This window comes from Flavobacterium chilense (assembly GCF_001602525.1).
In the GTDB taxonomy this organism is placed as follows: Bacteria; Bacteroidota; Bacteroidia; order Flavobacteriales; family Flavobacteriaceae; genus Flavobacterium; species Flavobacterium chilense.
Window position 1 is genome coordinate 18223 of the sequence record NZ_LSYT01000012.1, and the last position, 26335, is coordinate 44557.

Genomic DNA, 26335 nt, shown 5'->3' on the forward strand with positions numbered 1-26335 from the left:
ATTCGTAAATATAGTAATAATCTTTCTTTTGTTTACTCACAAAACAAATATTTCCCCGAATCTTTTCCTTTTTTAGAAGGAACAATCAAATGCGATTCAAATTTCTTTCCTTTCAAAACATCATTTACAAAATCCAGAACATATTGCTGTCCTTCATGAAATAAATATCCCGAAAATTCATGTCCGCCTCCGCAAAAAGTAATCAGTTCAATGTCTTTATGTAAATCCTGCATGTGATTGTAAACGGCATAAGATCCAAATAGAATTAGCCAGCCCGAAGCATTTGTAGGGCAGGAACGATGTGAACCTGCTGCATATGGAACAGTATCGTCATTATTTCCGTGTGCCAATAACATCGGAATTGCTTTTTCTTTAGTAATCAGGTTAATATCCTGAATTGCTCCGGAACCTCCAATGAAACCAGCATATTTAAAACTTTCCAGTAAATTGTTTTTATATAAATTCATTAGTTTATAATCCCAAAATGAAGCATGAAATCCAATTTCGGCACCAGCACTAATACCAGAAATAAAATATTTTGAAGTGTCAAGATTATATTTATTTGCATTTTCGATTAAATAAGAAGTTGCCTGCCACATATCGCTCACGCCAATTTGTATTGCTTTAATCTTTTCGGTCAAAGTTCCTTTGCATCCAAAATCTTTTCCCTTCATATACAAGCTGTACGAAATGCTTGCAACAGCATATCCGTTTTGCGCCATAAACATACCAAAGTTTTTTTCCTGAGTACGTTCGCCACCTGAAAATCCTCCGCCAAAAGCGAAAATGATTAAGGGGATTTTTTCATTTGTTTTTTTCTGAGGCAGATATAAGTCTAAATCCAGTTTGATGGTGTCATTCTGGAAATAAGTCATGGTTTTAATTTCCTGCGCCTGAATAGTGTAAAAAGAGGTAGTGATGAAAAGTAAGAAAATGATTTTTTTCATGATAAAATATTTTTGAATCTCGCAAAGTCGCAGAGTTGTAATTTTTTTGAGTTTTGTTTTTTTGCTGGCGACTTAGTGTTTTTGTGGGGAAATTTTGTTGCAATGATTTCTCAAATATAAGAGGAAAAATTATAAAGGAATAAGGTTGTAAAGGTTTTTTCTTTGAGCCTTTGAGCCTCTGTAACTTTGAACCCTTTTTATTGAAAAAAAATCTAAAATCTAAAATCAAAAGTCTGAAATCAAAAGCGTATATTTGCCTTTATTTTTAATTAAGAATGGAGAACGATAAAGAAAAAAACACCGCTGAATTTTACGAGAGATTAAAAGTCGAGTTAGATAATTCAAATACTTGGCCAGCAGAATATTTATATAAATTTATAGTGCCTTCTGTAGACGATAATGTTGAGAGAGTTGAGAAAGCTTTTGATGGGATGGGCGCGGTTATTAAAACAACAAAATCTAAAACCGGTAAATTTACCAGTGTTTCAGTTGATGTTACCATGCATAGTGCAGACGAAGTAATTCTTAAATACAAAGAAGTTTCTACCATAGAAGGTATAGTTTCATTATAACTTATGAACGAGAAATATAAAAAAGAAATTGCGAATGATGTTGTTTTTAATTTAGAATATAATTCTGAAAGACAACGTTTAATCATTCCGGAATATGGTCGTCATTTGCAAAAACTGATCGATCAGGCTACTGCAATCGAAGATGCCGAAACGCGCAATAAAGCTGCAAAATACATCATTCAGGTTATGGGAAGCTTAAATCCGCATTTGCGTGATGTGCCGGATTTTCAGCATAAATTATGGGATCAGCTTTTTATCATGTCTGATTTTAAATTAGATGTAGAGTCTCCATATCCAATTCCATCCCGCGATGTGTTGCAGTTAAAACCAGATGTATTACATTATCCGCAAAACTTTCCAAAATACAGATTTTATGGTAACAATATCAAATATATGATTGATGTTGCCAATAAATGGGAAGAAGGCGAAATGAAAAATGCTTTGGTACTTGTAATAGCCAATCATATGAAAAAATCATATTTGAGCTGGAACAAAGACACTGTAAAAGACGATGTGATTTTCGAGCATTTATATGAATTGTCAGGAGGAAAAATCAATTTGCTGCAAAGTACTGAGGAATTACTGAACACTACTGATTTATTACGTACTAATAAACGTATGTCAAATAAAATCACGTCAACAGGACAGCCCAAAATACAAGGCAATAAAAATAACAAAGGGCCGGGAAAACCAAAGCCTTTTCAGAAAAATAACAATCAGAAATAAAAAGGGACTAAGTTTCTAAGGTGCTGAGATGCTAAGTTTTTTAGCTTTTAATCTTATAACCTCAGTAACTCTGAATCTTAAAAATAACAATCAGAAATAAAAAAAGGCGCTAAGATGCTAAGGGACTAAGATGCTAAGATTTTAGCTCAGAAAACCTCAGAACCATGGAATCTCAGTAGCTCAGAATCTTAAAAAATAAATATGGGAATTTTTAAAATCGAAGGAGGAACTCCTTTAAAAGGAGAAATCACTCCGCAAGGAGCAAAAAACGAGGCATTGCAAATTTTATGTGCCGTGCTTCTAACGGGGGATAAAGTAAAAATTAATAATATTCCCGATATTATAGACATCAATAAATTAATCACATTGTTGGGTAATTTAGGAGTGAAAATTCAACGCAATGAACCGGGTTCGATTACGTTTCAGGCTGATGAGGTTAATGTTGGATATTTAGAAACCGAAGCTTTCAAAAAAGAAGGAGGAGCGCTTCGTGGTTCTATTATGATTGTTGGACCACTATTGGCTCGTTTTGGAAAAGGATATATTCCAAAACCAGGAGGAGATAAAATTGGTCGTCGCAGATTAGATACACACTTTGAAGGTTTTATTAACCTCGGGGCAAAATTCAGATATAACAGAGAAGATCATTTTTACGGAGTAGAAGCTCCTGAAGGATTGATAGGAACAGATATGTTGCTTGATGAAGCATCAGTTACCGGAACAGCAAACATTGTAATGGCTGCAGTTTTGGCAAAAGGAACCACAACAGTTTATAACGCTGCATGTGAGCCTTACCTGCAACAATTATGCAAAATGCTAAATTCGATGGGTGCTAAAATTACAGGTGTTGGATCTAACTTATTGACTATCGAAGGTGTTGAAAGCCTTGGTGGTTGTGAGCACAGAATTCTTCCTGATATGATCGAAATTGGTTCCTGGATTGGTCTTGCAGCTATGACAAAAAGCGAAATTACGATCAAAAATGTAAGCTGGGAAAATTTAGGATTAATTCCAAATACATTCAGAAAACTTGGAATTACCATCGAAAAACGCAATGATGATATTTACATTCCGGCTCACAAAGACGGATATGAAGTAAAAACAGATATCGATGGTTCTATTTTAACCATTGCAGATGCACCTTGGCCAGGATTTACACCCGATTTATTAAGTATTGTTTTGGTTGTGGCAACACAGGCAAAAGGAGATGTTTTAATTCACCAAAAGATGTTCGAAAGCCGTTTGTTTTTTGTAGACAAACTGATCGACATGGGAGCAAAAATTATGTTATGTGATCCGCACAGAGCGGTAGTTATGGGACATAATTTTGAGTCTCAGTTAAAAGCTACTACAATGTCATCTCCTGATATTCGTGCAGGGATTTCATTATTGATTGCTGCGCTTTCTGCAAAAGGTACAAGTACTATTCAAAATATTGAACAAATCGATCGCGGATACGAGCGTATTGATGAACGTTTAAGAGCAATTGGAGCAAAAATCGTGAGAGCGTAAAAAATATTTGCTACGAATTCACGAATTAAAACTAATTTTTGAAATTCAATTATACGATTTGGGTTTTAAAAATTAGTGTGATAAAACACAATGTTATTTTTCGTGTAATTTGTTGAATTCGTGGCGAAAAAAAATAGTCTAAATGACAAACGAACAAAAAGCTGTAAAAGCTACTATCTTTAGTATAGTTGGAAACACCTGCCTGGCCCTGATAAAAGGTCTGGCAGGTTTTTTTGGCAATTCTTATGCCTTAATTGCAGATGCAATCGAATCGACTACGGATATATTTTCGTCTTGTTTGGTGTTGTTTGGAATTAAATATTCTAATAAACCTGCAGATGAAAATCATCCATACGGACACGGTAGGGCAGAACCTCTGATTACCTTTTTGGTTGTTGGATTCTTAATTACTTCGGCAACAATTATTGGATATGAAAGTATTTCAAATATTCAAACTTCGCATGATTTACCAAAATCATGGACTTTGTATGTTTTAGGCGCAATTATTATCTGGAAAGAATATTCTTTTCGTCTGGTTATGAAACGCAGTAAGCAAACCAATAGTTCATCTTTGGCAGCCGATGCCTGGCACCATCGTAGTGATGCGATAACTTCTGTGGCGGCTTTTGTCGGAATTTCGATCGCACTAATTATGGGTAAAGGCTACGAATCTGCAGATGACTGGGCAGCACTTTTTGCCGCATTTTTTATTCTGTACAACAGTTGTAAAATTTTCAGACCTGCACTTGGCGAAATTATGGATGAGAATCTGAATGATGATTTGGTCGAAGAAATTCGGGTGAAATCTTTAACTGTTGAAGGTATTTTAGGTACCGAAAAATGTTTTATCCGCAAAGCAGGAATGAGATATCATGTAGATCTTCATGCTATTGTATCAGCCAAAATTTCGGTAAAAGAAGGACATGACTTATCTCATAAGTTACAAGATACCTTAAAAGAACAAATACCTCAATTAGGCAATGTCCTGATTCATATTGAACCTGATGATTATCACTAAAAAAAGGTACAAAGGATCAAAGGTCCAAAGGGACTAAGGTTTTGTTTTGTAACGATAAATAAAAAATCCGTTTATTCTAGTTAGAGTAAGCGGATTTTTTATTTGGGCGTTCCCTTCGGTCGGGCTATCCGCTATATCTTTTTGTTTTTAAAGGAAAAACAAAAAGGATACCGCTTCTATCCCTAACGCAATCTTAGTAATGAGAAAATTAACTTTTTTAATTTTTACATAACTATAATTGTCAGTGCGAGTGGAGTGAAGAAATTTTTAAAGCATTTGCCTTTGTACCTCTGGACCTTTGATCCTTTGTACCTAATTTAACGCATTTAGAATCTTCAATCCAAATACGACACCATTTTGTTGAATTCCTCCTTGGTATGAATGTACATAATCTAACCTGAAGATTTTAAATTTTCCAAAACCAAGGTTGTCTAAGCCAACTGTAAATTCAGAATATGGTTTTCGATCCGGAATTGCGAGTGAATGAAAGCCAATATTCATTGTTGATTTTAATAAATTGATCAACGGAATCTTATTGGTAACAAATCCCATGTCGTTATGTTCTAAGTGCATTTCGAAATAACTGTCATTGGTACTATTGGTGTAATAAGGCATTAAATTAAAAACATTCAGATAACGGTTACTGGTTCCAATGTGAGTTTGGTTTCCGTTAAAATGTCTGTAATCAATAAAAGATATATTTTCGGCATTAAAGAACTTCCCTGCTCTTAAATTCATGCCTAAGATACCTTTGTTGCCTAATGATAAATCATAAGATGCAAAAGCTCCGATGCGTTCAAATTCGTATTTTTTTTCACTTGCAGCAAACGCTTTTTCATAAGTTAACGATAAGGTTGGGTATTTATCGTTCTTTACATTGTATCTTCCGTCTGGTCTTGAAATGTATTTGGTTCCAAAATTAATCAGGGTAGTCAAAGCAGTTTTAAACAAATGATGCTGATCAAATGCTGGTGTTGTAAAATCATTTGGTGCTTGCGGATTATTCGATGAATATTGGTCATCTCTTTTAAAGAACGAATAGTCGGTAGTATTAAAAAGAGGTTTTCGTTGCTCGTATCCTGCCTTTGCAATCAACTTTATACCATTTAAAATGTTTTGCGAATAATTAACCTGAGCAAACTCTAAATTATACAACTTCATATAATTGTCTTTATAAAATAGAGAACTTACAGAATTGATGAGTTTACTTATAGGCTCGGCACTATTAAACTGAGCCACTTTTGTTCCTCCCGAAGCACTTATTGTAGCATAATTTATATTATTGAATTTATGGGTAAATTGTCCGATAGCCCTAAAACGCTGATCCGAAAACCCATAATTGAAAGTAGTACTCACAGAAGTTGTTTTTCCTTCTTCCTCATTTCCTTTTTTGAATGAAAATCCGGAATCCAGATTAAATCCCTGAACAGTATTAAAACTTAGTGATGTTAGATTTAATAATCCTTTATAATCGAATGAGTACTTTTTAAAAGTATTTTTATAACCATAACCCATTAAGACATCTGTGATCTTAAATTTATTGGTTTTGGCATCTATTGAATCCGTATATTTTTGAGATTTTCTGATCGTCTGTAAACTGTCTTTTTTGGTATAATCAGTCTTCTCTTCTATGGTTAACGGGATTGGACGAATCTCATTCCAAAAAGCATCATCTTTTTTGTTGGCATTGGCTTCAAAAGCAACGATTTCGTTTCCAAAAGTTTTCTTTTCAAACGAAGCAGGAAATTCATAATTCGAATACACATAATTGAATTTTCCTGAAAATTTTATTCCAAAAATGCCGGCAGTAAAATCCAGCGTCTGGGCATTTTTTGTCCAGATTTTATTTTTGGTATTATAGCTAAAACTCTGGTTAAGCTGCATTACTTCGGTGAATTCGTTTTTCATACGATATCCTTTTATATCCAGATCAATGGCATAAATAGCAAAACTGTCATCAACAATATAAATGTAGCCTTCAAAGACAGGTTCTTTATCACGTTTAGGAATGACTTTGATTTTATTAATCTGATGATTGTTTTCGTCAAAAAAAGTACCTTCGAGCTTGTACTTGTAATAACTAAAAGCATTATCAGCAATAGGAGAGATCAGTTTAATATCGAAGTCTAATGTGTTTTCGTAAAAATCATAAGTAGACAAGGAAGCTGTGTTGTAACTATAGCCCTTGTTGTTTCCGGAAATTCTGGAAGCAATAATTTTCTCTTTTAATTTGTTGGGCTTTTCAAAAGTAATTTTTGAAATGGTTTCAGATAAATATAAAATTCCTGTTCCGGTTGAGTCCAGATTTGAAGCCATATCCTGGCCAAGATCTACTTTTTTTCCAAGGATTTTTTTTGGTAAATCTTTCACCTTAAACATTCCTTTCGAGTAAAAATCAGCGGTGTATCTTGCTGTTTTGTCTGAGTTATCCTTTTTGTTTGCAATCGCATTTCTTATAATCGCATTTGCAGGATTGTTTTTAGGATCAATTACAACTTCATTTAATGCAAAGCTTTCTTCCAGCATTTTTACATCCAGAGTCATTGTCTTTGCATCAGCAGAAACGGTTATCTTTTGGGTTTTAAAACCTAAATATTGAAAGATGATTTTGTTTTTACCTACTTCTTTTACGTTAAGCTGGTATTTTCCCTGTTCGTTTGAAGTAGTTCCGCTATAGGTGTTTTCTTCAAACACAGAAACAAAGGGCAATGGATTTCCTTTTTCATCAGTTATAGTTCCCTTTATTTGGGCAAAATTTGAAATCGAAAAAAATAAAAAGGCGATTAAAGTATAGTTTTTCATGAAAGTTGTTTCTCTCACAAAAATAGAATAAGTTAAAAACGAGCCTATTAAAAATTTGTTAAATAAAGACTTACAAGAAAGATTGAATTGCTAATTCGTAACTTTTTAGTCCAAAACCCAGAATAACACCTTTTGCATTTCCGGATAAATACGATTGATGTCTGAAGCTTTCGCGGGCATAAGTATTCGAAATGTGTACTTCGATAACAGGAGTAGTAACTGCTTTTATAGCGTCACCTAAACCAATAGAAGTATGCGTATAGGCTCCGGCATTTAAAATAATTCCGTCAAATGTAAAGCCACATTCCTGAATTTTTCCAATCAGTTCACCTTCAATGTTACTTTGATAGTATGAAAGTTCAATATTTGGAAATTTGATCTGCAACGTTTCAAAATAATCTTCAAAAGTTTGACTTCCGTAAACTTCAGGTTCTCTTTTCCCTAAAAGATTTAAATTGGGTCCGTTGATAATGCAGATTTTCATTTTTAAATTATTTATGTTGAGGTATTGCAATTCGCATTGGTTTTGAAATTGCTATTGATTTTTACCATTACTATTGCATGCTGTAAAAATAAAAAAACCGTTCTAATTAATAGAACGGTTTTTATAAAAGTATGTGATATTCTTTTAGAACAACATAATTCCGGCTGAAAGTTGGAATACAGAGTTTTTAAGATCAGCTTTAGAAGAAACTTCAGTTAGTCCAAAACCATAACGTCCTTGAATGAAAATACCTTCAGTAATCTTTAATCCCAATCCTGCATTGATAGCAAAGTCAAATGTTTTAGGATCTTGTACATCAAACTCTTTTTTATTGCTTAATAAAAATGATGCCTGAGGACCTACCTCTAAACTCAAGGATTTAGTTACATATATTTTTGCCATTACTGGAATAGATAGATAGCCTAATTCATTTTTAAATTCTCCAATAGCATTTTTGTAAGTAGCACCTTGGGTAGAATATAAAAGTTCAGGCTGGATAGAAAATTTTTCTAATAATTTTACTTCTGCAACTAAACCTGCGTGATAGCTTGTGATACCATCTTTGCTGTAATCTATTCCGCTAAAAGAGGCATCTCCAGTTTGATTAGCAAAGTTAACCCCTGCTTTAACCCCAATTTTTAGTAATTGTGCCTGAATTGTAGCCGATGTTGCAATAAACAAAACAGCTGCTAAAATTATTTTTTTCATAAATGTGTTTTTAAAATTTCGTATTTTTTTATGTTATCTATAAGTCAAAACTACATTATTTTGATTTTATTGTTTTACATCCAGCTTTAAAAAATTAATAAAATTTACATAAATTTTTGGTTTTTCAAGGCTTTTTCGATTGTTTTTTATTTTAAAAGATTGAATTTCAGAGCATTATTTGTAATTAAATTCTGTCTTATTTTGATATTTTAATTACGTCTTGTGGCGGTTTTTTAGTCAGACTAATTCTACTTTTGGCTGTAATTAAAAATCAAAATTATGAAAAAGATTATGTTAACTGCTATTGCAGTTTTAGGATTCACATTTGCAAATGCTCAAACAGGCGGGTATGCTAAAGGTGATACATTTATTTCTGGAGCTTTAACTGTAGGTTCAGAAAAAACAGGAAATGATAAAACTAGCACGTTTGAAATTGAACCAAAAGTAGGATATTTTGTATCTGAAAACATTGCAATTGGTGGTAAATTAGGTTACAAAAGTGTGAAAGATGTTTCAGATGCAGTTACAGTAGGAGCATTTGGTAGATACTATTTTACTCCAGCTTCTCAATTTTCAGTATTTGGTCAGGCTGGTCTTGATTTTTCAAACACAAAACTTAAAGGTACTGATGTTAAAACAAACGACATTGGAGCAAACGTTGGCTTAGGTTTAAGCTATTTCTTGTCTAATCATTTTGCAATCGAAGCTACTTGGTTAGGTTTAGGATACAATGTAAGCAACAATGGAGGTCATGGTGCTGATAAAACGAATAGCTTTAGCTTCGGTACTGACTTAAGAAATGTAGGCTTTGGGGTAGTCTATAAATTCTAAATTTTTTTTTAGTTAGTTTTTTGAAGACCTTCCTCGTTTTGAGGAAGGTTTTTTTGTGTTTATATGATAATATGTTTTTTAAGTATAAAATTAGTTAAAGGCTCAAATTCTTATTACTATTTTATTTGTTAAAATAAAAATTAATTTTTATGAAGTAAATTTCTATATTTGAATATTAATTTAACCAAAAACAAATAAGATGAAGAAAATTATTTTATGCGCGATTGCTGTTATGGCATTTGGATTTACTAATGCTCAACAGACAAGATTTGGAGTTAAAGGTGGACTTAACCTTTCAACTGTAGTTGGAGGTGATGTTGAAAATACTAAAACTTTAGTTGGTTTTCACGTAGGAGGTTTTGCAGAAATCCATGTTGTTCAGCGATTTTATGTTCAGCCAGAGCTTTTATTCTCGGCTCAGGGAACTAAAGTAGACGGACCATTTGGAACTGATGCTGATATTAAATTGAATTATCTGAATATTCCGGTAGTCGCTAAATATTATATCGTTGATAAAAAGTTTAGTGTTGAAGCAGGTCCGCAACTTGGTATTTTATTGTCAGCCAAAGCAGACGGTACAGATATAAAAGACAATACAAGATCGGCAGATTTAGGTTTTAACTTAGGAGCCGGATACAATTTTACAGATAATTTTTCAGTAGGTCTGCGTTATACTATTGGATTATCTCCTCTTTCTGATAAAGATATTGATAATTCAGATGATTATTATGACAGTGCTAAAAATAGCAACCTTGCATTATCATTAGCTTATAAATTTTAATTTCTCCAGAAATAATATTTTTAAAAACCTTCCATAGTCCGGGAGGTTTTTTTATGCTCAAAAATGGTTTACTTTGTAAGTATGAACTGGAATAGATATATAAAAGATTATCAATCATATTTGCGAATCGAAAGAGGTTTGTCTAAAAATACTATTGAAAACTATAGTTTCGATATTGAACGATTGTGTCTTTTCTTGGAAATAAATCAAATTGAAGTTTCGCCTTTAAAAATTACAGATGAAACAGTGCAGCAATTTATATATGCAGTCTCAAAAGAAGTTAATCCACGATCTCAGGCACGTATTATATCAGGATTAAAAAGTTTTTTTAACTATCTGGTTTTTGAGGATTATCGGCTTGATAATCCGTTAGAGTTAATCGAAACGCCAAAAACCGGAAGAAAATTACCTGACACTTTATCTGTTAAGGAAATTGATTCGCTTATTGCTGCCATTGATTTGAGCACAAATGAAGGAGAACGAAATCGTGCTATGCTGGAAACATTGTATGGTTGTGGATTGAGGGTTTCTGAATTGGTTTCGCTTAAAATATCAGATTTGTTTTTTGAAGAAGGTTTTATAAAAATTACAGGAAAAGGAAATAAAGAGCGTTTTGTTCCAATTGGAAAACTGACGCAGAAATTCATACAGATTTATCAAAAAGAAATCCGGACACATTTAACTATCAAAAAAGGGTTCGAAGATACTTTGTTTTTAAACCGAAGAGGCGGACAGCTTACGCGGGCTATGATATTTACTATTATAAAAGATTTGGCAGTAAAAGTTAGTTTAAATAAAACGATCAGTCCACATACTTTGCGTCATTCTTTTGCTACTCATTTGCTTGAAAATGGTGCCGATTTAAGATCGATTCAATTAATGCTGGGGCATGAATCTATAACGACTACGGAGATCTATGTGCATCTGGACCGAAGTTTCCTGAAAGAAGTTATGCATTCGTTTCATCCAAGAAGATAATTTTTTGACTGATAAGTCATTTTTAAGTCAAAAAATTAATATATTGTATAATATTTTGTAGTAATAAGGGGTAAGGGTTTGATTTTTAAATCTTTGTTCTCTTGAGAATCAATTTTTTTAATAATTCAATCTACATAAATAAGTGATATATGGTTTTTGATTTGTATGGAAATGAGGATTGTTTAGAAGTGAATAATTTCTACAAAAAATTGTTTGCCGAAATGCCGGATTTATTATTCCAGTTTGTTATTGATCGCGATAACAATTATTCTTTTCCATTGGTCAGTAAGTCGGCTGATGAAATCTTCGAGCTTACCTCTGAAATGTTTTCTAAAGATCCCAAACTCATTATTTATGAAAGGGTGTTTCCTCAGGATCGTGATTTCTTTTTTCAGTCTTTGGTCAAAGCGCGTAAAGAAGTAAAGCCATGGGAAGTTGAGTTTAGGGCAGTTTTGCCTGTTAAAGGACTGCGATGGTTTAAAATCTCTTCAAAAACAGAATCGTCGTCTAATGATTGTGTGAGTTTTTATGGTCATGTTTCAGATATTACCAATTTAAAGGATAAAGAAGAAAAGCTGAGAATTTCTGAAGAGCGATTTCAGTTTGCTCTTGAGGCTTCAACTGCCGGAATTTGGGATTGGGATATGGTAACTAATACTGTTTTTTACTCTTCGTTATCGCTAAAAATTCTGGAATTAGACTCTGCAGATATCTTTGATGATCCGGAGCGTTGGGATAAAATTGTGCATCCTGATGATCTTCCAAAATATTATTCTGATATTCAGGAACACTTCGATAATAAGATTCCGTATTACGAAAACTATCATCGCGTAATGACTTCGAGTGGAAACTATAAATGGATTTTAGATCGTGGAAAAGTTATTGCAAGAGATGAAAACGGAAAGCCATTGCGTGTCATTGGGACGCATACCGATGTTTCTTTACAAAAAGAAAAGGAACTTGAGCTTTTAAAAACGATGAAGCTGTATAGTGATCAAAATAGCCGTTTGGTTAATTTTTCGCATATCGTTTCGCATAATCTAAATACTCAGGCGGGAAATATTAAATCAATTTTAGATTTTATTGATGCTGATATAGAAAAGCAAACTGTAAACGAAATGTTAGAGCATTTGCGTACAGTTTCAAATGATTTGAATGAAACTATTTCAAACCTGACACAAATCGTAAAAACGCAAAGTAATATTAATATTGCCGTAATTCCGCTAAATCTTTGTGAGTATATCGATAAAACGATTTCGACTATTAAAGGATATGATAGACAGACAAACGTTACTATTATTAATAATGTGCCTAAGTATCTAACGGTTAATTTTAATCCTGCTTATATGGAAAGTGTATTGTTGAATTTTGCAACAAATGCTATAAAATATGCACATCCTGACAGAGATCCTGTTATTGTTTTTGATTTTGGGATAGAACCGGAAGGATTTAAATCTTTAAAAATTACTGATAACGGTCTTGGTATCGATTTAAAAATTTATGGTGATTTATTGTTTGGGATGTATAAAACATTTCATAAACATCATGAAGCCCGAGGAATTGGACTTTATATCACCAGAAATCAAATTGAGGCGATGAAAGGGAGTATTTCAGTTGAAAGTGAGGTTGGAGTAGGTACTAGCTTTAAAATCGTTTTTAACGATGTTTAATGGGTTTCTAAGATGATATAAAACAATAAAGGCTATCTTGAATTAGATAGCCTTTATTGTTTTATAAAGAAAAGAGATTACTTAGCAATATTAACTGCTCTGGTTTCTCTGATTACCGTAACTTTTACCTGACCTGGATAAGTCATTTCGGTTTGGATTTTTTGCGAAATTTCGAAAGATAAATTAGCTGCATTGTCATCAGAAACTTTTTCGCTTTCTACAATAACACGTAATTCTCTACCTGCCTGAATTGCGTATGCATTTTTTACACCGCTAAATCCGTAAGCCACTTCTTCAAGATCTTTCAAACGTTGAATGTATGAATCTAATACCTGACGTCTTGCTCCTGGTCTTGCTCCTGAAATAGCGTCACAAACCTGAACAATTGGAGATAATAATGATTTCATTTCGATCTCGTCGTGGTGGGCTCCAATAGCGTTGCAAACTTCTTCTTTTTCACCATATTTCTCTGCCCATTGCATACCTAATAATGCGTGAGGCAAATCGCTTTCAGTATCCGGAACTTTACCAATATCGTGAAGTAAACCGGCTCTTTTGGCCAGTTTTACATTTAAGCCTAATTCGGCTGCCATGATACCACAAAGTTTAGAAACTTCTCTTGAGTGTTGTAATAAGTTTTGTCCGTAAGAAGAACGGTATTTCATTCTACCTACCACTTTTATTAATTCAGGGTGTAAACCGTGAATTCCTAAGTCAATAACGGTACGTTTACCAACTTCAATAATTTCATCGTCGATTTGTTTAGCTGTTTTAGCTACTACTTCTTCAATACGTGCCGGGTGAATACGTCCGTCAGTTACTAATTTATGCAATGACAAACGGGCAATTTCTCTACGAACCGGGTCAAAACAAGAAAGAATAATAGCTTCCGGTGTATCATCAACAATGATTTCTACTCCGGTTGCAGCTTCAAGAGCTCTAATGTTACGTCCTTCACGACCAATAATTCTACCTTTTACATCGTCAGATTCAATGTTAAAAACAGATACGCAATTTTCAACCGCTTCTTCTGTTCCAACTCTTTGAATTGTATTGATGATAATTTTCTTAGCTTCTTGTTGAGCAGTAAGTTTTGCCTCTTCGATAGTATCCTGAATATGAGACATCGCTTTGCTTTTAGCTTCAGCTTTTAAGCCTTCAACTAATTGTTCTTTTGCTTCATCAGCAGAAAGGCCTGAGATTACCTCAAGTTGTTGTAACTGGCTTTTGTGTAACTTATCAACTTCAGCTTGTTTTTTATCTAAAATTTCAATTTTGTTATTGTATTCTTGTGTTTTAGATTCAAAATCGTCATTTACTTTCTTAGCTTTCGAAAGTTCATTTGAAACCTGAGATTCTTTATCACGTACTCTTTTTTCTACTTCAGCAACTTTTTTATCTCTGGCTAAAATAACTTGTTCGTGCTCTGATTTTAATTCGATAAAACGCTCTTTTGCCTGAAGAATTTTATCTTTTTTGATATTTTCTGCTTCTAAATTAGCGTCTTTTAAAATGGAAGCTGCTTCTTTTTTTGCGTTTTTGATTAAATTAGAGATATTGCTTTTTTCGATAATTTTAGCTATTGCAAAACCTGCTGCAATACCTATAATACCTGAAATAATGATCGTTATTATGTCCATGTTTATTAAAATTTATATATAAAAAAAGCCTACATTAATTGCTTGAATAAACTCGTAAAGACAAGTTTTGAGCTAACTCACTGTTCAAGTTTCCCGGTCAAAGCTGGGCATACTATAGTAGCGACGATTTGCTCATTCTAAATTGTTAGTGTTGAGTTTACCAATTGTGAACTAATGTAGGCAGTATCTTAGTTTCTGTAAAGAACGTTTAATTTTCGAGATATTGATCTAATAGCGAATTTAATTTTTTAATTCTCTCGATAGTTTCTTCGCCATCGATTGCGTTATCAATTTGTTTTTGTTCTACTTGTGATGCAAATTGCAATGCACACATAGCCAGAACATCTTGTTTATCACGAACTGCATAACTTTCTTCGAATTGCTTGATCATAGCATCAATTTTTTTTGAAGCACTTCTAAGTCCTTCTTCCTGGGCTGGATCTACCGTTAATGGGTAAACTCTGTCTGCAATTGATATTTTAATTCTAAGCTTTCCGTCCATGTTTTTCTAATCTGATAGTTGTGCTATACAGTAGTCAATCTCGCGAATTAATGAATTTATTTTAAGCTTTGTCTCTCTCTTGTTATTATCGCTGCCGAGCAACGAATTGGCTATTTTAAGTGTTTCATATTGCTTCTTCAAAGCCTCCATTTCTTCAGATTGTTTCTGGATAATTTGCGCAGCTTTGGCTAATTCTAATCGTAAAACCTGATTGTTTTTCTCCAGGCCTTTTGACTTCTCAAAAAGCTTTTCGACTTTATATTCAAGAGTATCAATTATTTCGGCAATTACACTCATTATAAATCCTATTCATTACTTAATCATACAAAGTTAGTATTCCTTTTTATTAATGCAATTTTTTCTCGATTTTTTTGCATTAAAAATAGACAAATAAATGAAATTCAATCGATTGTATTTTTGTGGCTTTTTACTCGGTTTTCGCTCCTTTATTTTTTATCTTAGCAAAAATGTTGCTTATGAGATTTTCATTACTTACACTGTTTTTTTGTCATTTTGCTTTTGCTCAAACGCAATATCCCAAAAATGATTTTCGTCCGCCACTTGATATTCCAATGCAGCTTTCCGGGAATTTCGGGGAGTTAAGGCCTAATCATTTTCATGCCGGCTTCGATTTAAAAACAAATCAAAGGGAGGGATTAAATGTTTATGCGGTTGCTGACGGATATGTTTCGAGAATAAAAATTTCAACTTTTGGAAACGGAAAATGTATTTATATTACACATCCTAACGGGTATACTTCTGTTTACGGACATCTGCAAACTACACTTGGACCAATTCAGGATTATGTAAAAAAAACGCATTACAAAGAAAAAGCATATGAAATTGAAATGTTTCTTAAGCCCAATGAACTGCCTGTCACAAAAGGTCAGTTAATTGCCTTGTCAGGGAATACAGGTTCATCAGAAGGTCCACATTTGCATTTTGAAATTCGTGATACCAAAACAGAATTTGTTATCAATCCAATATTTTTTGGATTTGATAAAAACATAAAAGATACCAAAAAACCTACTATTTCCAGTGTTTATGTATATCCTTTAGGCAATACGACAGTCAATCAGTCCAAACAACCTTTATTGCTGAATGTTGCTTTGCAAAAAGACGGTACGTATCTGGCAAGTAAAGTAAAAGCAAACGGAAAATTTGGTTTTGGAATCTCAGCAGTAGATTATGATGATGTTTCGTTTAACAAAAATGGCGTTTTTAATGTTTCTACTTTTTTAAACGGAAATCAAAACTATAATTATCAGTTCAACACCTATTCATTTGATGAAATGCGATTTGTTAATGCTTTAATTGACTATGGTAAATATAAAAAATCCGGTCAGCGTGTTCAGAAGCTTTTCATGAAAACACCTTATGCTTTAAGTATTATTAAAACCGATTCGCTTCGTGGAATTATTCCGGTCGAGCCGAATTTAGCTTCTACCTATAGAATTGAAGTTTCGGATTATTTCGGAAATTTAAGTGCTATTACGGTTCCAATTGAATACGATGCCGCAACACCAATTGTAAATGCAGAACCTGTAACGTCAAAATATTTTATTAAAGTCAGCAAAGATGCTAATTTCGAAAAAGATAATATGTCTGTTTTTTTTCCGGCAGGAACTTTTTATGATGATTTTAATTTGAATTTTGATGTGAAAAACAAACGTATCTATATTCATGATGATACAGTTCCTGTACATTCTAATTTTACCATTACAATCAAAGATGATTCTTATCCGGAAGCACTAAGAGATAAACTTTTCATTGGAAGAATGAGTGGAAACAGCAGTAGTTATAATGGAACAATCAGAAAAGGTGATGTTTTTACCGCGAAATCAAAAACATTAGGACAATTTGGATTGGTGTTGGATACCATCGCTCCGGTTATAAAAATTCTTAAACCAATTGAAGGAAAATGGATTAGTGACCAGAAGAAAATTGAGTTTGTAATAAGCGATGCTTCTTCAGGAATTAAGTCTTATAATGGTTATTTGAACGGAAATTGGGTTTTATTCGAATATGAAAATAAAACAAAAAAAATTACGCATACATTTGATGACGCCTTACTGGCTGAAGGTGCAAATGATTTAAAAATAGAAGTAGTTGACAATGTAGGAAATTCTGCTATCTTTGAAACTCATTTTTTTAGAAGCCAACAAAAATAAAACCCCAAACGTTTGAATCAGAATAAAATAATATTCGTTTTTGTTTTTTTATGGAGTAGCTATTTATCATTTGCTCAAAATGCTCATGTTAAAGGAGTTATTTTAGACAATGAAAACCGTCCGGTTAGTAATGTAAATATTAGCTCAGCTAAGAATAGTACACAATCAGATTCCAATGGTTATTTTGAAATAGATGTACTTTCCAATAAAAAAGCTTCTGTGATTTTTACCCACATTTCATTAAAGATGATAAGCTTAACGGTGAGTTTAAAGCCTAACGAGATTTTTGTTTTTAATCCCGTAATGAGTAATTCAGAAGAGCAAATGGGAGAAGTTTTTGTTTCGTCCAAAAATAAAAAACGTGTTCAGGGAATTACCACTGTAGATGTAGCTACTATTAAGAAAATTCCGGGTGCAAATGCCGGAATCGAAAATATTCTAAAAACTTTGCCTGGTGTAAATTCAAACAATGAGCTCAGTACACAATATGCAGTGAGAGGCGGGAATTATGATGAAAACCTGGTGTATGTAAATGAGGTTGAAGTATACCGGCCTTTTTTAATTCGTTCAGGACAACAAGAAGGATTAAGTTTTACCAATACAGATTTAGTTCAGAACGTTGATTTTTCGGCAGGAGGATTTCAGGCAAAATTTGGAGATAAATTATCTTCTGTTCTCGATATTACCTACAGAAAACCAACTCAGTTTGGTGCTTCTCTGGAGGCGAGCTTACTTGGAGGAAGTGTTTCTGTTGATGCAGTTTCTAAAAATAAAAAATGGTCAGCAGTTACCGGAGTCCGATATCGTAATAATAGTTTGTTAGTGAACAGTCAGGATACGCAAACCAATTATACACCAACTTTTGCCGATATTCAGACCAATATAAATTATGATATTTCTAAAAAATGGCAGGTGAGTTTTTTAGGAAATATTTCGCAGAATAAATATTTATACCAGCCTTTAACCCGCGAAACAAAATTTGGAACAATAGATCAGCCTATGTCCCTTGCAGTGTATTATGAGGGAAAAGAAAGAGATCAGTACGATACTTATTTTGGAGCATTAAAAACAACTTATAAAGTTTCTCCAAGTCTGACTTTAAAGTTTATTGGTTCCTTATTTCATACTACAGAGCAAGAACATTTTGATATTTTGGCACAATATCGCCTTGGAAATGTGGGTGAAGATCAAACAACTCAAGTCGATTTTACACGCGGTATTGGTTCGCAACTGAGCCATGCCCGAAATGATCTCGACGCATTAATTGCAAATGCTGAGATTAAAGGCTTTAAAGAATGGAAAAATGACAGCCAGTTAGAATTTGGTTTAAAATATACAAGAGAATCTATTCGTGACCGAATTGTAGAGTGGGAGATGATAGATTCTGCTGGTTTTTCTATAAATCCGCCAATCGTTGTTTTACCAAAAAACAATCAGCCTTATCAACCTTATACAGGGCCGCTTTTGCCTTATCAGGATGTTCGTGCTACAAATTACAATACCATTAACCGATTTTCGGGTTATGCACAATTTAATAAAAAAGCAGAGATTGGATCCAATCAAATCTGGTATCATTTAGGAGCGCGTTTCCAAAGCTGGAATGTTTCCGGAGCTGCTGTTGAAGGAAAAAATCAAATTGTAATAAGTCCGCGTGCCCAGTTTGCTATAAAACCGGATTGGGATATGGATATGGTTTTCAGGCTTTCAGGAGGATTGTATCATCAGCCGCCTTTTTATAGAGAACTTCGCGATTTAGACGGAGTGGTGAATCCAAATGTAAAAGCACAGGAGGCGGTACATGTTGTTTTGAGTAATGATTATAACTTTAAAATTTGGAATCGTCCTTTTAAATGGGTTACAGAACTTTATTATAAATCACTTTCAGATGTAAATGTCTATTCGATTGATAATGTCAGAATTCGTTATGTTGCCAATAACAATGCAAAAGCTTATGCGCAAGGTCTTGATTTTAGATTAAACGGAGAGTTTGTTCCGGGAACAGAATCGTGGATTAGTTTTGGATATTTAAAAACCGAAGAAAATTATGCAGATAAAGGATATATCGCGAGACCAACAGATCAGCGTTTAAAATTTGCTATGCTGTTTCAGGATTATATGCCTAATATTCCAAGTGTAAAATTGTATTTAAATTTAGTTTATAATACAGGTTTGCCTGGCGGTGCTCCTGCATATTCTGATCCGTACTTATACCAAAGCCGATTAAATGATTATCGTAGGGTAGATGTTGGTTTTGCTAAGGTTTTTGTAGATAATAGTACTAAAGTTGCTAAAGCAAACTGGCTGAAAAATTTTAAAGAATTATCTGTTGGAGTAGAGATTTTTAACCTGTTTAATAATCAAAATGCAATAACCAATACCTGGGTTCGTGATGTCTATTCTAAAAATCAATATGCGATTCCAAATTACATGACTTCAAGAGTTTTTAATCTAAAGATTAATGCAAGATTATAAGTGTTAATTGAATTGTGTTGTAATAAGAATAGCATCCTGTGTGTTGAATAAAGTGCCTGATGTTAGTAAAATTCAATAAAAATAGATAATACAATCAAAAATGCTATATTTGATATTCTAATATAATTTGCAGACATGAAAAATTCCTTAAAATATATAGCCTTAGTAATCATCGGAACATTAGTGAGTTGTAAGGATGAAGTGCAGAAGCCAAAAGTAATTTATGATGCTTCAAATAAAGCAAATGTTGTTGCAAAAACAGATTCAACACAGATTGAAGTGGCTGATTTGCCTATTCAGATGGAAGGAACCAGTTATCTGATTCATCCTGTTGGTGATTTAAGAGTGTATGAAAAAGGAACAAAAGCACGTTACGGATCTTCGAGTGTGAACGATGTTAGTTTTACGATTTCTAATTTAGGCGAATATGAAATTACGGGCTATTTACAAAACCTGAAATTTCAAAAAGTAGATTCAGATTCTATCAGACCTTTGACAGATAAACCGGCTTTAATTTTAACAGCAACTTATTTAAAAACAGTTGCTGATAAAACTCAAAATCAGATCATGGTTTATACTTTGGCTGATGCAGATACCAATAAAGATGGTAAAATTGATACGAGCGATATTAAAACTTTATATTTAAGTGATATTAGCGGAGAGCATTTTACTAAGGTTTCTGAAGATTTTCAGGAATTGGTAGACTGGAGTTTAATCGAATCTAAAAACCGTTTGTATTTTAGAACAATTGAAGACACAAACCAAAACGGACAATTTGATAAAAATGATGTTTTACATTATAACTATATAGATCTGGGTTCTAAAAAATGGGAAGTTAAGAGTTATAAACCTATCTAAGGTGCTCAGGTTCTAAGATTCTAAGTTTTTTAGATGTAATTAAAGAAAGGCTGTTAAAAATATAATTTTTAACAGCCTTTCTTTATGTCAAAGATTGGTGAATCTTAGTACCTCAAAACCTTAGTCCCTCAGAATCTTAGTCCCTTAGAACCTTTAAATTAATATATCACTTTCCAAATCAGATTTTTCAATTTCAAAACCAAAATCCAGACGTTCTACGAGTTCGATTACCAGCTTTTTGTACCAGTTTTCTGATTTTGGGTGAATGTATATTTTTTCGATTAATTGCTTAAGGTCGACATTGATTTTTAATCCGTCATTTAATTTAAGATCGCTTTTTGAAGTGTCGGTCAGAATACGTACTTCGCGTTCGTATTGAAAGCTTTTTCTTTTAAATAAAAACGGAAAGAATAAGTCATCAAACGGGATATATTCTTTTTTGTAATCAATGTAATTTACTTCGCCAATATACTGATCAAAGTTGTTTTCAGGCTTTACTGCTTTTTGAAGTCTTCCAATTGTAGACTGAATCGCCAGACCTTCATTGTTTTTGGTGAAAATCTGCCACATGGCAAAAGATTCATATTCGTTAATATGCCAGCTGCTAATAGCTACTTTTTCACGATGTGTTTTGTAGTAATTTAAAAATTCAGGATTGTCAATCGCCAGTTTTTTAATCTCCTCATAAGTAGGTTCGCTAAAAGTGCCTTCGTACTGATCTTCAAATTTATCAGAACGGGACATAAATAATTTTTTAGACAATAATAAATCAAGGAATTTAGATAAATCTAAGTATTTCCAGACAATTGTATCCGGATCATCAGGAAGCTTTATGTTCGGATTTTTCAGATACATTCTCTACAGCTTAAAATGATTTATTCTTTAACTAGTCTAAAGTTATAAAAATAAACACAGATTAAGGACAATAAACTTAGTTTTAATGGTTCCTTAATCTGTGCGTTATTTTAGCTTTGTATAGAATTTTAAGACTCGAAAGACTGCATGGTTACCAATTTGTTATAAGTTCCATTATGTGCAATCAGTTCTTCATGGGTTCCTTGTTCGACGATTTTTCCTTTTTGCATTACTACAATTACGTCTGCTTTTTGAATCGTCGAAAGTCGGTGAGCAATTATAATAGAAGTTCTGTTCTGCATCATGTTTTCAAGTGCAACCTGAACAAATTTTTCACTTTCTGTATCTAAATTAGAAGTGGCTTCATCCAGAATCATAATTGGTGGATTCTTTAATACTGCTCTCGCGATTGATAAACGTTGTTTTTGTCCGCCTGAAATTTTATTTCCACTATCGCCAATATTGGTGTAAATTCCTAAAGGCAGATCTTTTACAAACTCATAGGCATTTGCAATTTTTAGCGCTTCGATAATTTCATCATCAGTAGCGTCTAATTTTCCTAAGGCAATATTTGCCTTAATTGTATCATTAAATAAAATACTGTCTTGTGTCACTAATCCGATTAAATTACGAAGTGATTGTAGATTTATATCTTTAATATTGATTCCGTCAACAGAAATAGATCCGTCATTAACATCGTAAAAACGAGTTAACAAATTTGCCATAGTACTTTTTCCACTTCCGGATTGACCAACAAGTGCAACAGTCTGGCCTTTTTTAATTTGAAGAGAGAAGTCTTTTAAAATAGTTTCATTCTCATATTTGAAATTAATATTCTGAACGCTAATATTATCGTCAAAAGTTGTTTTTTCAATGGCATTTTCTTTTGAAACAATAGTATTTTCCTGGTCTAAAATCTCAAGAACGCGTTCTGCAGCTGCGTTTCCTCTTTTTACCCCATAGGAAGCTTTAGAGATTGCTTTTGCCGGAGTTAAGATGTTATAAGCAAGACCCATGTAAGCAATAAATGCAGCGCCTTCTAATGTTTTGTCTATCAAAACCATTTGACCTCCGTACCAAAGTAATATCGCAATTACAGTAATTCCCATAAATTCACTAGCAGGAGAAGCTAAGTTCTGGCGATTACCAATACTGTTTGATAATGAGAAAAAACGTTCAGTAGAGTTCTGAAAAACAGTATTAAAATAGTTTTCGGCATTGTATCCTTTAACCACCTTTAATCCGCCTATAGTTTCTTCAATAGTAGATAAAAAAGCGCCTTGTTCCTGCTGTGCTTTACTGGATTGTTTTTTAAGCTGTTTCCCAATTAATGAAATGATATATCCGGAAATTGGAATAAATATAAAAACAAATATGGTTAGTTTCGCACTGATGATTAGCATTGCTACTATAGTGAAAACTATGGTAAGCGGTTCTTTTACGATAAGTTCCAAAATAGCTAGAAATGAGTTTTGTACCTCGTTTACATCTGCTGAAATTCTGGAAATTATATCTCCTTTTCTTTTTTCAGAATAAAAAGCCAAAGGCAATTCCAGTGTTTTTTTATACAAAGAATTTCGCATATCTCTTAAGACGCCATTTCGTAAAAAGTTAATAAAAAACATAGCCAAATAATCAGCTAAGTTCTTTAATAAAAAGATCGAAATAATAATGGCAACCATTACAGATAAGACATATCCGGATTCGTGTGTTCCTTTTGTGGTAGTAATATAATAGCTTAAATAATCTTCGCCAAATTGTTTAAGCTCGAGTATTCCGTTGTATACAGGTTTTACGTGATTTGCTTTGGTTTTGTCAAATAGAACCTGAAGCATTGGTATTAAAGCAACAAATGAAAGTGTGCTGAAAAGCGCGTACAAAACATTAAAAAAGATGTTTAGGAATGCGTATTTTTTATATGGATATATAAAAGGAACTATTTTTTTAAAATTACTCATTTATTTGTGGATGTTATTTTCTGCTATGGCAATGGCTCTTTCGAGTTTTTCCAGCAATAATTTTTTTTCAGGTAATTGGGTTAAATAAGCCGAAACTTTGATTTGTTCATCATTGTCAAGCATTAAATAATTAATTTGCTCGGGAGATTTTTCACTGCACAAAATTAATCCAATTGGTTTGTTTTCTCCTTCTTTTTGTTCATTTTTCTCTAGCCAACGTAAATAAAGCTCCATTTGACCTTTGTAGCTGGCTTTAAATTTTCCTAATTTTAAGTCAATTGCAACCAATCGGCGTAAACCACGATGGTAAAAAAGCAGGTCGATATAGAAATCTTCATCATCAATGGTGATTCTTTTTTGGCGTGCAAGAAAGGCAAATTCGCTGCCCATTTCGGTAATGAAATTTTGTAATTGGGCTAAGATTGAACTTTCTAAATCTTTTTCTGAATAACTATCGTGAAGACCTAAGAAATCTAAAAAATAAGGATCCCGAAAAGTTAAATCAGGACTAATTTGTTTTTCAGTTTTTAATAACTCCAGGTCGTTAATTATAGTTTTTTCGGGTTTTTTGCTGATGGCAGTTCTTTCAAAAAGCATACTGTCAATGCGCTCTTGTAAGGTTCGTACGCTCCAGCGTTCGTGAGCACTCATCTGAATGTAGAATTCACGTTTTATATTATTGTCAATATAAATTAAAGTTCTGATGTGAGACCAACTTAATTGTGCACACACTGTGTGCACAATTGTAAGGTCTTGAAATGTAGCGTTTAACCTGATGAAGCTGTGAATGTTTCTTTTGTTAAATCCGCTTCCGTATCTATTGGATAGCTCTTCGCTTAAATTTTTAATGAGTTTTTTTCCGTAATCAGCTCTATCGTTTTTAAGAATCTCGTTATTGATTGTTTTTCCAATTTTCCAATATAAAAGCGTCAATTCCTGATTCACTGTTTTAGCAACAAAATGACGAGACTGATCTATTAATCCAATTATTGAATCTAATAGTTCAGGTTCATCATTTGTTTCAGGTTTGTCACTCATTTTGTTTATTTCAATTGCATTCCTGCAATGATATTTTGTATTTTTTCGTCTAAGTAACTTTCGGCAGCATCAAAATTCATAACAGAGTCTAATTCTGCATTCACACTAATGTAGAATTTGATTTTTGGTTCAGTTCCGCTTGGTCTTGCACAAATTTTAGAACCATCTTCAGTATAATAGATCAATACATTAGATTTTGGAATCTCCATTGTAGATTCTTCACCAGTTAATAAATTTAAAGCAATAGACGATTGATAATCTTCTACCATAATTACTCTTTGTCCGCTGATTTCTTTCAAAGGATTCTGACGTAAATCAATCATCATCTGATTGATTTCCTGTAAACCTTCCATTCCTTTTTTAGTCAGCGAAACTAAGTGTTCTTTATAGAAACCATTTTCAACATACAGTTGTAAAAGTTCTTTGTAAACACTGCTTCCTGCTGCTTTTGCCTGAGCTGCAACTTCGCATATTAATAAAGTAGCGGCAACAGCATCTTTGTCTCTAACAGCATCACCTACCATAAAACCAAAACTTTCTTCTCCGCCACCAATAAATTCAAGTTCAGGAAAATCTTTAATCATTTTGGCAATCCATTTAAAACCAGTCAGACCAACTTTGCATTCTACGCCATAACTTGTTGCTAATTCCATCATCATTGGAGTCGAAACAATAGTAGAGCCTACGAATTGTTTACCATTAATTTTTCCGGCTTTTTTCCATTGTTTCAATAAGAAAGAAGTCATTAAAATCATTGTTTGGTTTCCGTTAAGCAAAATCATTTTGCCATCGTTATTTCTAACAGCAACACCCAAACGGTCACAGTCAGGATCAGTTCCCACAACAATATCTGAATCTGTTTTATCAGCAAGGGCCAAAGCCATTGTCAAAGCTTCAGGTTCTTCGGGATTTGGAGATTTTACTGTTGGAAAATTTCCGTCAGGAATAGCCTGCTCAGGTACAATGTGTACATTTTTATAACCAGCCTGTGATAAAGTGTCCGGAATCGATTTTATAGAAGTTCCGTGTAGTGAAGTAAAAACAATTTGCAAATTATCTTTGGCTTCAGCCGGAGTATTAAAACTTGCGTTTTCTATAGATGATTTTATAAAAGCTTTGTCAATCTCAGTGTCAATATATTCAATAAGGCTTTCGTTAGCATTGAACTTGATTTTGTCGTAGCCTAAATTTTCGATTACATTAATAATCGCTGCATCCTGCGGAGGAACAATTTGTCCGCCATCTTCCCAATATACTTTGTATCCGTTATATTCCGGTGGATTGTGAGAAGCTGTTAATACAATTCCGCATTGGCAACCTAAATATTTAAGCGCAAAAGACAATTCAGGGGTTGGACGTAAATCAGAGAATAAATAAACGTGAATTCCGTTTGCCGAGAAAACATCGGCAACTACTTTTGCCAAAGTATTACTGTTATGACGGCAATCATAAGCAATAACCACTTTTAAGGGTTGATTTGGGAAAACCTGATGTAAATAATCAGATAAACCCTGAGTGTTTTTTCCAAGCGTATATTTGTTTATTCTGTTGTTTCCAACACCCATAACGCCACGCATTCCGCCTGTTCCAAATTCCAGGTTTTTATAAAAACTTTCTTCCAGTTCCTTTGGCGACGTAGTCATTAATTCCTTAACCGCAGCTTGAGTTTCGTTGTCAAATGTAGGCGTCAGCCATTCGTTTACAGCATTTAAAATATTAGGTGCTATATTCATGTAGATGTCTTTTTTAGTATTTAATTAAAGATAATGTTTTTTCAGGAGCCAGTCCTGCTGTCCACTATATCTTTTGTGG

General features: G+C 33.3%; 22 protein-coding genes. 11 read left to right on the forward strand and 11 right to left on the reverse strand.

Translation table 11 applies throughout. The features are described from left to right. Nucleotides 1-32: 32 nt before the first annotated feature. Nucleotides 33-947: an alpha/beta hydrolase family protein gene (locus tag A4F88_RS22585; protein ID WP_068845028.1), complete on the reverse strand. Its 915-nt coding sequence runs from the start codon at nt 945-947 to the stop codon at nt 33-35. Between the two features lie 275 nt (nt 948-1222). Between A4F88_RS22585 and A4F88_RS22590 the strand changes: the two genes are divergently transcribed. The 4 genes from A4F88_RS22590 (at nt 1223) to A4F88_RS22605 (ending at nt 4775) form a co-directional block, all read left to right on the forward strand. Beyond that, the gene (locus A4F88_RS22590) at nt 1223-1519 is read left to right on the forward strand and encodes a DUF493 family protein (RefSeq protein WP_068845029.1); all 297 of its coding nucleotides are present in this window, start codon (nt 1223-1225) and stop codon (nt 1517-1519) included. Nucleotides 1520-1522: 3 nt separating this feature from the next. Further along, nucleotides 1523-2245 carry a DUF4290 domain-containing protein gene (locus A4F88_RS22595; protein ID WP_068845030.1) on the forward strand — a complete coding sequence of 241 codons (723 nt, stop codon included), beginning with the start codon at nt 1523-1525 and terminating at the stop codon, nt 2243-2245. A gap of 201 nt (nt 2246-2446) precedes the next feature. Continuing rightward, the gene (gene murA / locus A4F88_RS22600; protein ID WP_068845031.1) at nt 2447-3757 is read left to right on the forward strand and encodes a UDP-N-acetylglucosamine 1-carboxyvinyltransferase; all 1311 of its coding nucleotides are present in this window, start codon (nt 2447-2449) and stop codon (nt 3755-3757) included. A gap of 142 nt (nt 3758-3899) precedes the next feature. Beyond that, a complete protein-coding gene (locus tag A4F88_RS22605; RefSeq protein ID WP_068845032.1) occupies nt 3900-4775 on the forward strand; it encodes a cation diffusion facilitator family transporter in 876 nt (291 codons plus the stop codon). A gap of 312 nt (nt 4776-5087) precedes the next feature. Here the strand turns inward: A4F88_RS22605 and A4F88_RS22610 are convergent, their stop codons facing one another. The 3 genes from A4F88_RS22610 to A4F88_RS22620 all read right to left on the reverse strand — a co-directional run bounded on the left by A4F88_RS22610 (nt 5088) and on the right by A4F88_RS22620 (nt 8769). Beyond that, a complete protein-coding gene (locus A4F88_RS22610; protein ID WP_068845033.1) occupies nt 5088-7577 on the reverse strand; it encodes a DUF5686 and carboxypeptidase regulatory-like domain-containing protein in 2490 nt (829 codons plus the stop codon). A gap of 70 nt (nt 7578-7647) precedes the next feature. Next, nucleotides 7648-8061, reverse strand: a complete 414-nt coding sequence (aroQ, locus tag A4F88_RS22615) for a type II 3-dehydroquinate dehydratase (protein WP_068845034.1) — start codon at nt 8059-8061, stop codon at nt 7648-7650. 144 nt (nt 8062-8205) lie between these two features. Next, entirely contained in the window at nt 8206-8769 is a 564-nt protein-coding gene (locus A4F88_RS22620; protein ID WP_068845035.1) for a porin family protein, read from the reverse strand. Between the two features lie 279 nt (nt 8770-9048). Between A4F88_RS22620 and A4F88_RS22625 the strand changes: the two genes are divergently transcribed. The 4 genes from A4F88_RS22625 to A4F88_RS22640 all read left to right on the forward strand — a co-directional run bounded on the left by A4F88_RS22625 (nt 9049) and on the right by A4F88_RS22640 (nt 13029). Then, nucleotides 9049-9600, forward strand: a complete 552-nt coding sequence (locus A4F88_RS22625) for an outer membrane beta-barrel protein (RefSeq protein WP_068845036.1) — start codon at nt 9049-9051, stop codon at nt 9598-9600. Nucleotides 9601-9799: 199 nt separating this feature from the next. Then, nucleotides 9800-10381: a porin family protein gene (locus A4F88_RS22630; RefSeq protein ID WP_068845037.1), complete on the forward strand. Its 582-nt coding sequence runs from the start codon at nt 9800-9802 to the stop codon at nt 10379-10381. 81 nt (nt 10382-10462) lie between these two features. Next, entirely contained in the window at nt 10463-11359 is an 897-nt protein-coding gene (gene xerD / locus A4F88_RS22635; RefSeq protein WP_068845038.1) for a site-specific tyrosine recombinase XerD, read from the forward strand. Nucleotides 11360-11508: 149 nt separating this feature from the next. Further along, the gene (locus tag A4F88_RS22640; protein WP_068845040.1) at nt 11509-13029 is read left to right on the forward strand and encodes a PAS domain-containing sensor histidine kinase; all 1521 of its coding nucleotides are present in this window, start codon (nt 11509-11511) and stop codon (nt 13027-13029) included. Nucleotides 13030-13106: 77 nt separating this feature from the next. Here the strand turns inward: A4F88_RS22640 and rny are convergent, their stop codons facing one another. The 3 genes from rny to A4F88_RS22655 form a co-directional block, all read right to left on the reverse strand. Next, a complete protein-coding gene (gene rny, locus A4F88_RS22645) occupies nt 13107-14669 on the reverse strand; it encodes a ribonuclease Y (RefSeq protein ID WP_068845042.1) in 1563 nt (520 codons plus the stop codon). A gap of 208 nt (nt 14670-14877) precedes the next feature. After that, nucleotides 14878-15171, reverse strand: coding sequence for a cell division protein ZapA (locus A4F88_RS22650; RefSeq protein WP_068845044.1), 294 nt, complete (start codon nt 15169-15171; stop codon nt 14878-14880). 6 nt (nt 15172-15177) lie between these two features. Beyond that, on the reverse strand, nt 15178-15468 hold the full coding sequence (locus A4F88_RS22655) for a hypothetical protein (protein WP_068845046.1): 291 nt from the start codon (nt 15466-15468) through the stop codon (nt 15178-15180). 179 nt (nt 15469-15647) lie between these two features. Here A4F88_RS22655 and A4F88_RS22660 point away from each other — a divergent pair, with 179 nt between their 5' ends. The 3 genes from A4F88_RS22660 (at nt 15648) to A4F88_RS22670 (ending at nt 20672) form a co-directional block, all read left to right on the forward strand. Then, nucleotides 15648-17342: a M23 family metallopeptidase gene (locus A4F88_RS22660; RefSeq protein WP_082815839.1), complete on the forward strand. Its 1695-nt coding sequence runs from the start codon at nt 15648-15650 to the stop codon at nt 17340-17342. A gap of 12 nt (nt 17343-17354) precedes the next feature. After that, complete coding sequence (locus A4F88_RS22665) at nt 17355-19814, forward strand: TonB-dependent receptor (protein WP_068845050.1); 2460 nt, start codon at nt 17355-17357, stop codon at nt 19812-19814. Between the two features lie 135 nt (nt 19815-19949). Next, a complete protein-coding gene (locus A4F88_RS22670; RefSeq protein WP_068845052.1) occupies nt 19950-20672 on the forward strand; it encodes a hypothetical protein in 723 nt (240 codons plus the stop codon). 153 nt (nt 20673-20825) lie between these two features. Here A4F88_RS22670 and A4F88_RS22675 read toward each other — a convergent pair whose 3' ends face one another. The 4 genes from A4F88_RS22675 to A4F88_RS22690 form a co-directional block, all read right to left on the reverse strand. Further along, nucleotides 20826-21527, reverse strand: coding sequence for a hypothetical protein (locus A4F88_RS22675; protein WP_068845054.1), 702 nt, complete (start codon nt 21525-21527; stop codon nt 20826-20828). Nucleotides 21528-21655: 128 nt separating this feature from the next. Then, nucleotides 21656-23485 (reverse strand): ABC transporter ATP-binding protein, encoded by a 1830-nt coding sequence (locus tag A4F88_RS22680; protein ID WP_068845056.1) that lies wholly within the window; start codon nt 23483-23485, stop codon nt 21656-21658. Then, on the reverse strand, nt 23486-24523 hold the full coding sequence (locus A4F88_RS22685; RefSeq protein ID WP_068845058.1) for a PDDEXK nuclease domain-containing protein: 1038 nt from the start codon (nt 24521-24523) through the stop codon (nt 23486-23488). It lies immediately after the preceding gene. A 5-nt stretch (nt 24524-24528) separates the two neighbouring features. Beyond that, entirely contained in the window at nt 24529-26256 is a 1728-nt protein-coding gene (locus A4F88_RS22690) for a phospho-sugar mutase (RefSeq protein ID WP_068845060.1), read from the reverse strand. Nucleotides 26257-26335: the final 79 nt, after the last annotated feature.

Coding starts and splice junctions, on each gene's coding strand:
- A4F88_RS22585 (WP_068845028.1), bottom strand. CDS start 947: ATGAAAAAAATCATTTTCTTACTTTTCATCACTACCTCTTTTTACACT.
- A4F88_RS22590 (WP_068845029.1), top strand. CDS start 1,223: ATGGAGAACGATAAAGAAAAAAACACCGCTGAATTTTACGAGAGATTA.
- A4F88_RS22595 (WP_068845030.1), top strand. CDS start 1,523: ATGAACGAGAAATATAAAAAAGAAATTGCGAATGATGTTGTTTTTAAT.
- murA (WP_068845031.1), top strand. CDS start 2,447: ATGGGAATTTTTAAAATCGAAGGAGGAACTCCTTTAAAAGGAGAAATC.
- A4F88_RS22605 (WP_068845032.1), top strand. CDS start 3,900: ATGACAAACGAACAAAAAGCTGTAAAAGCTACTATCTTTAGTATAGTT.
- A4F88_RS22610 (WP_068845033.1), bottom strand. CDS start 7,577: ATGAAAAACTATACTTTAATCGCCTTTTTATTTTTTTCGATTTCAAAT.
- aroQ (WP_068845034.1), bottom strand. CDS start 8,061: ATGAAAATCTGCATTATCAACGGACCCAATTTAAATCTTTTAGGGAAA.
- A4F88_RS22620 (WP_068845035.1), bottom strand. CDS start 8,769: ATGAAAAAAATAATTTTAGCAGCTGTTTTGTTTATTGCAACATCGGCT.
- A4F88_RS22625 (WP_068845036.1), top strand. CDS start 9,049: ATGAAAAAGATTATGTTAACTGCTATTGCAGTTTTAGGATTCACATTT.
- A4F88_RS22630 (WP_068845037.1), top strand. CDS start 9,800: ATGAAGAAAATTATTTTATGCGCGATTGCTGTTATGGCATTTGGATTT.
- xerD (WP_068845038.1), top strand. CDS start 10,463: ATGAACTGGAATAGATATATAAAAGATTATCAATCATATTTGCGAATC.
- A4F88_RS22640 (WP_068845040.1), top strand. CDS start 11,509: ATGGTTTTTGATTTGTATGGAAATGAGGATTGTTTAGAAGTGAATAAT.
- rny (WP_068845042.1), bottom strand. CDS start 14,669: ATGGACATAATAACGATCATTATTTCAGGTATTATAGGTATTGCAGCA.
- A4F88_RS22650 (WP_068845044.1), bottom strand. CDS start 15,171: ATGGACGGAAAGCTTAGAATTAAAATATCAATTGCAGACAGAGTTTAC.
- A4F88_RS22655 (WP_068845046.1), bottom strand. CDS start 15,468: ATGAGTGTAATTGCCGAAATAATTGATACTCTTGAATATAAAGTCGAA.
- A4F88_RS22660 (WP_082815839.1), top strand. CDS start 15,648: ATGAGATTTTCATTACTTACACTGTTTTTTTGTCATTTTGCTTTTGCT.
- A4F88_RS22670 (WP_068845052.1), top strand. CDS start 19,950: ATGAAAAATTCCTTAAAATATATAGCCTTAGTAATCATCGGAACATTA.
- A4F88_RS22675 (WP_068845054.1), bottom strand. CDS start 21,527: ATGTATCTGAAAAATCCGAACATAAAGCTTCCTGATGATCCGGATACA.
- A4F88_RS22680 (WP_068845056.1), bottom strand. CDS start 23,485: ATGAGTAATTTTAAAAAAATAGTTCCTTTTATATATCCATATAAAAAA.
- A4F88_RS22685 (WP_068845058.1), bottom strand. CDS start 24,523: ATGAGTGACAAACCTGAAACAAATGATGAACCTGAACTATTAGATTCA.
- A4F88_RS22690 (WP_068845060.1), bottom strand. CDS start 26,256: ATGAATATAGCACCTAATATTTTAAATGCTGTAAACGAATGGCTGACG.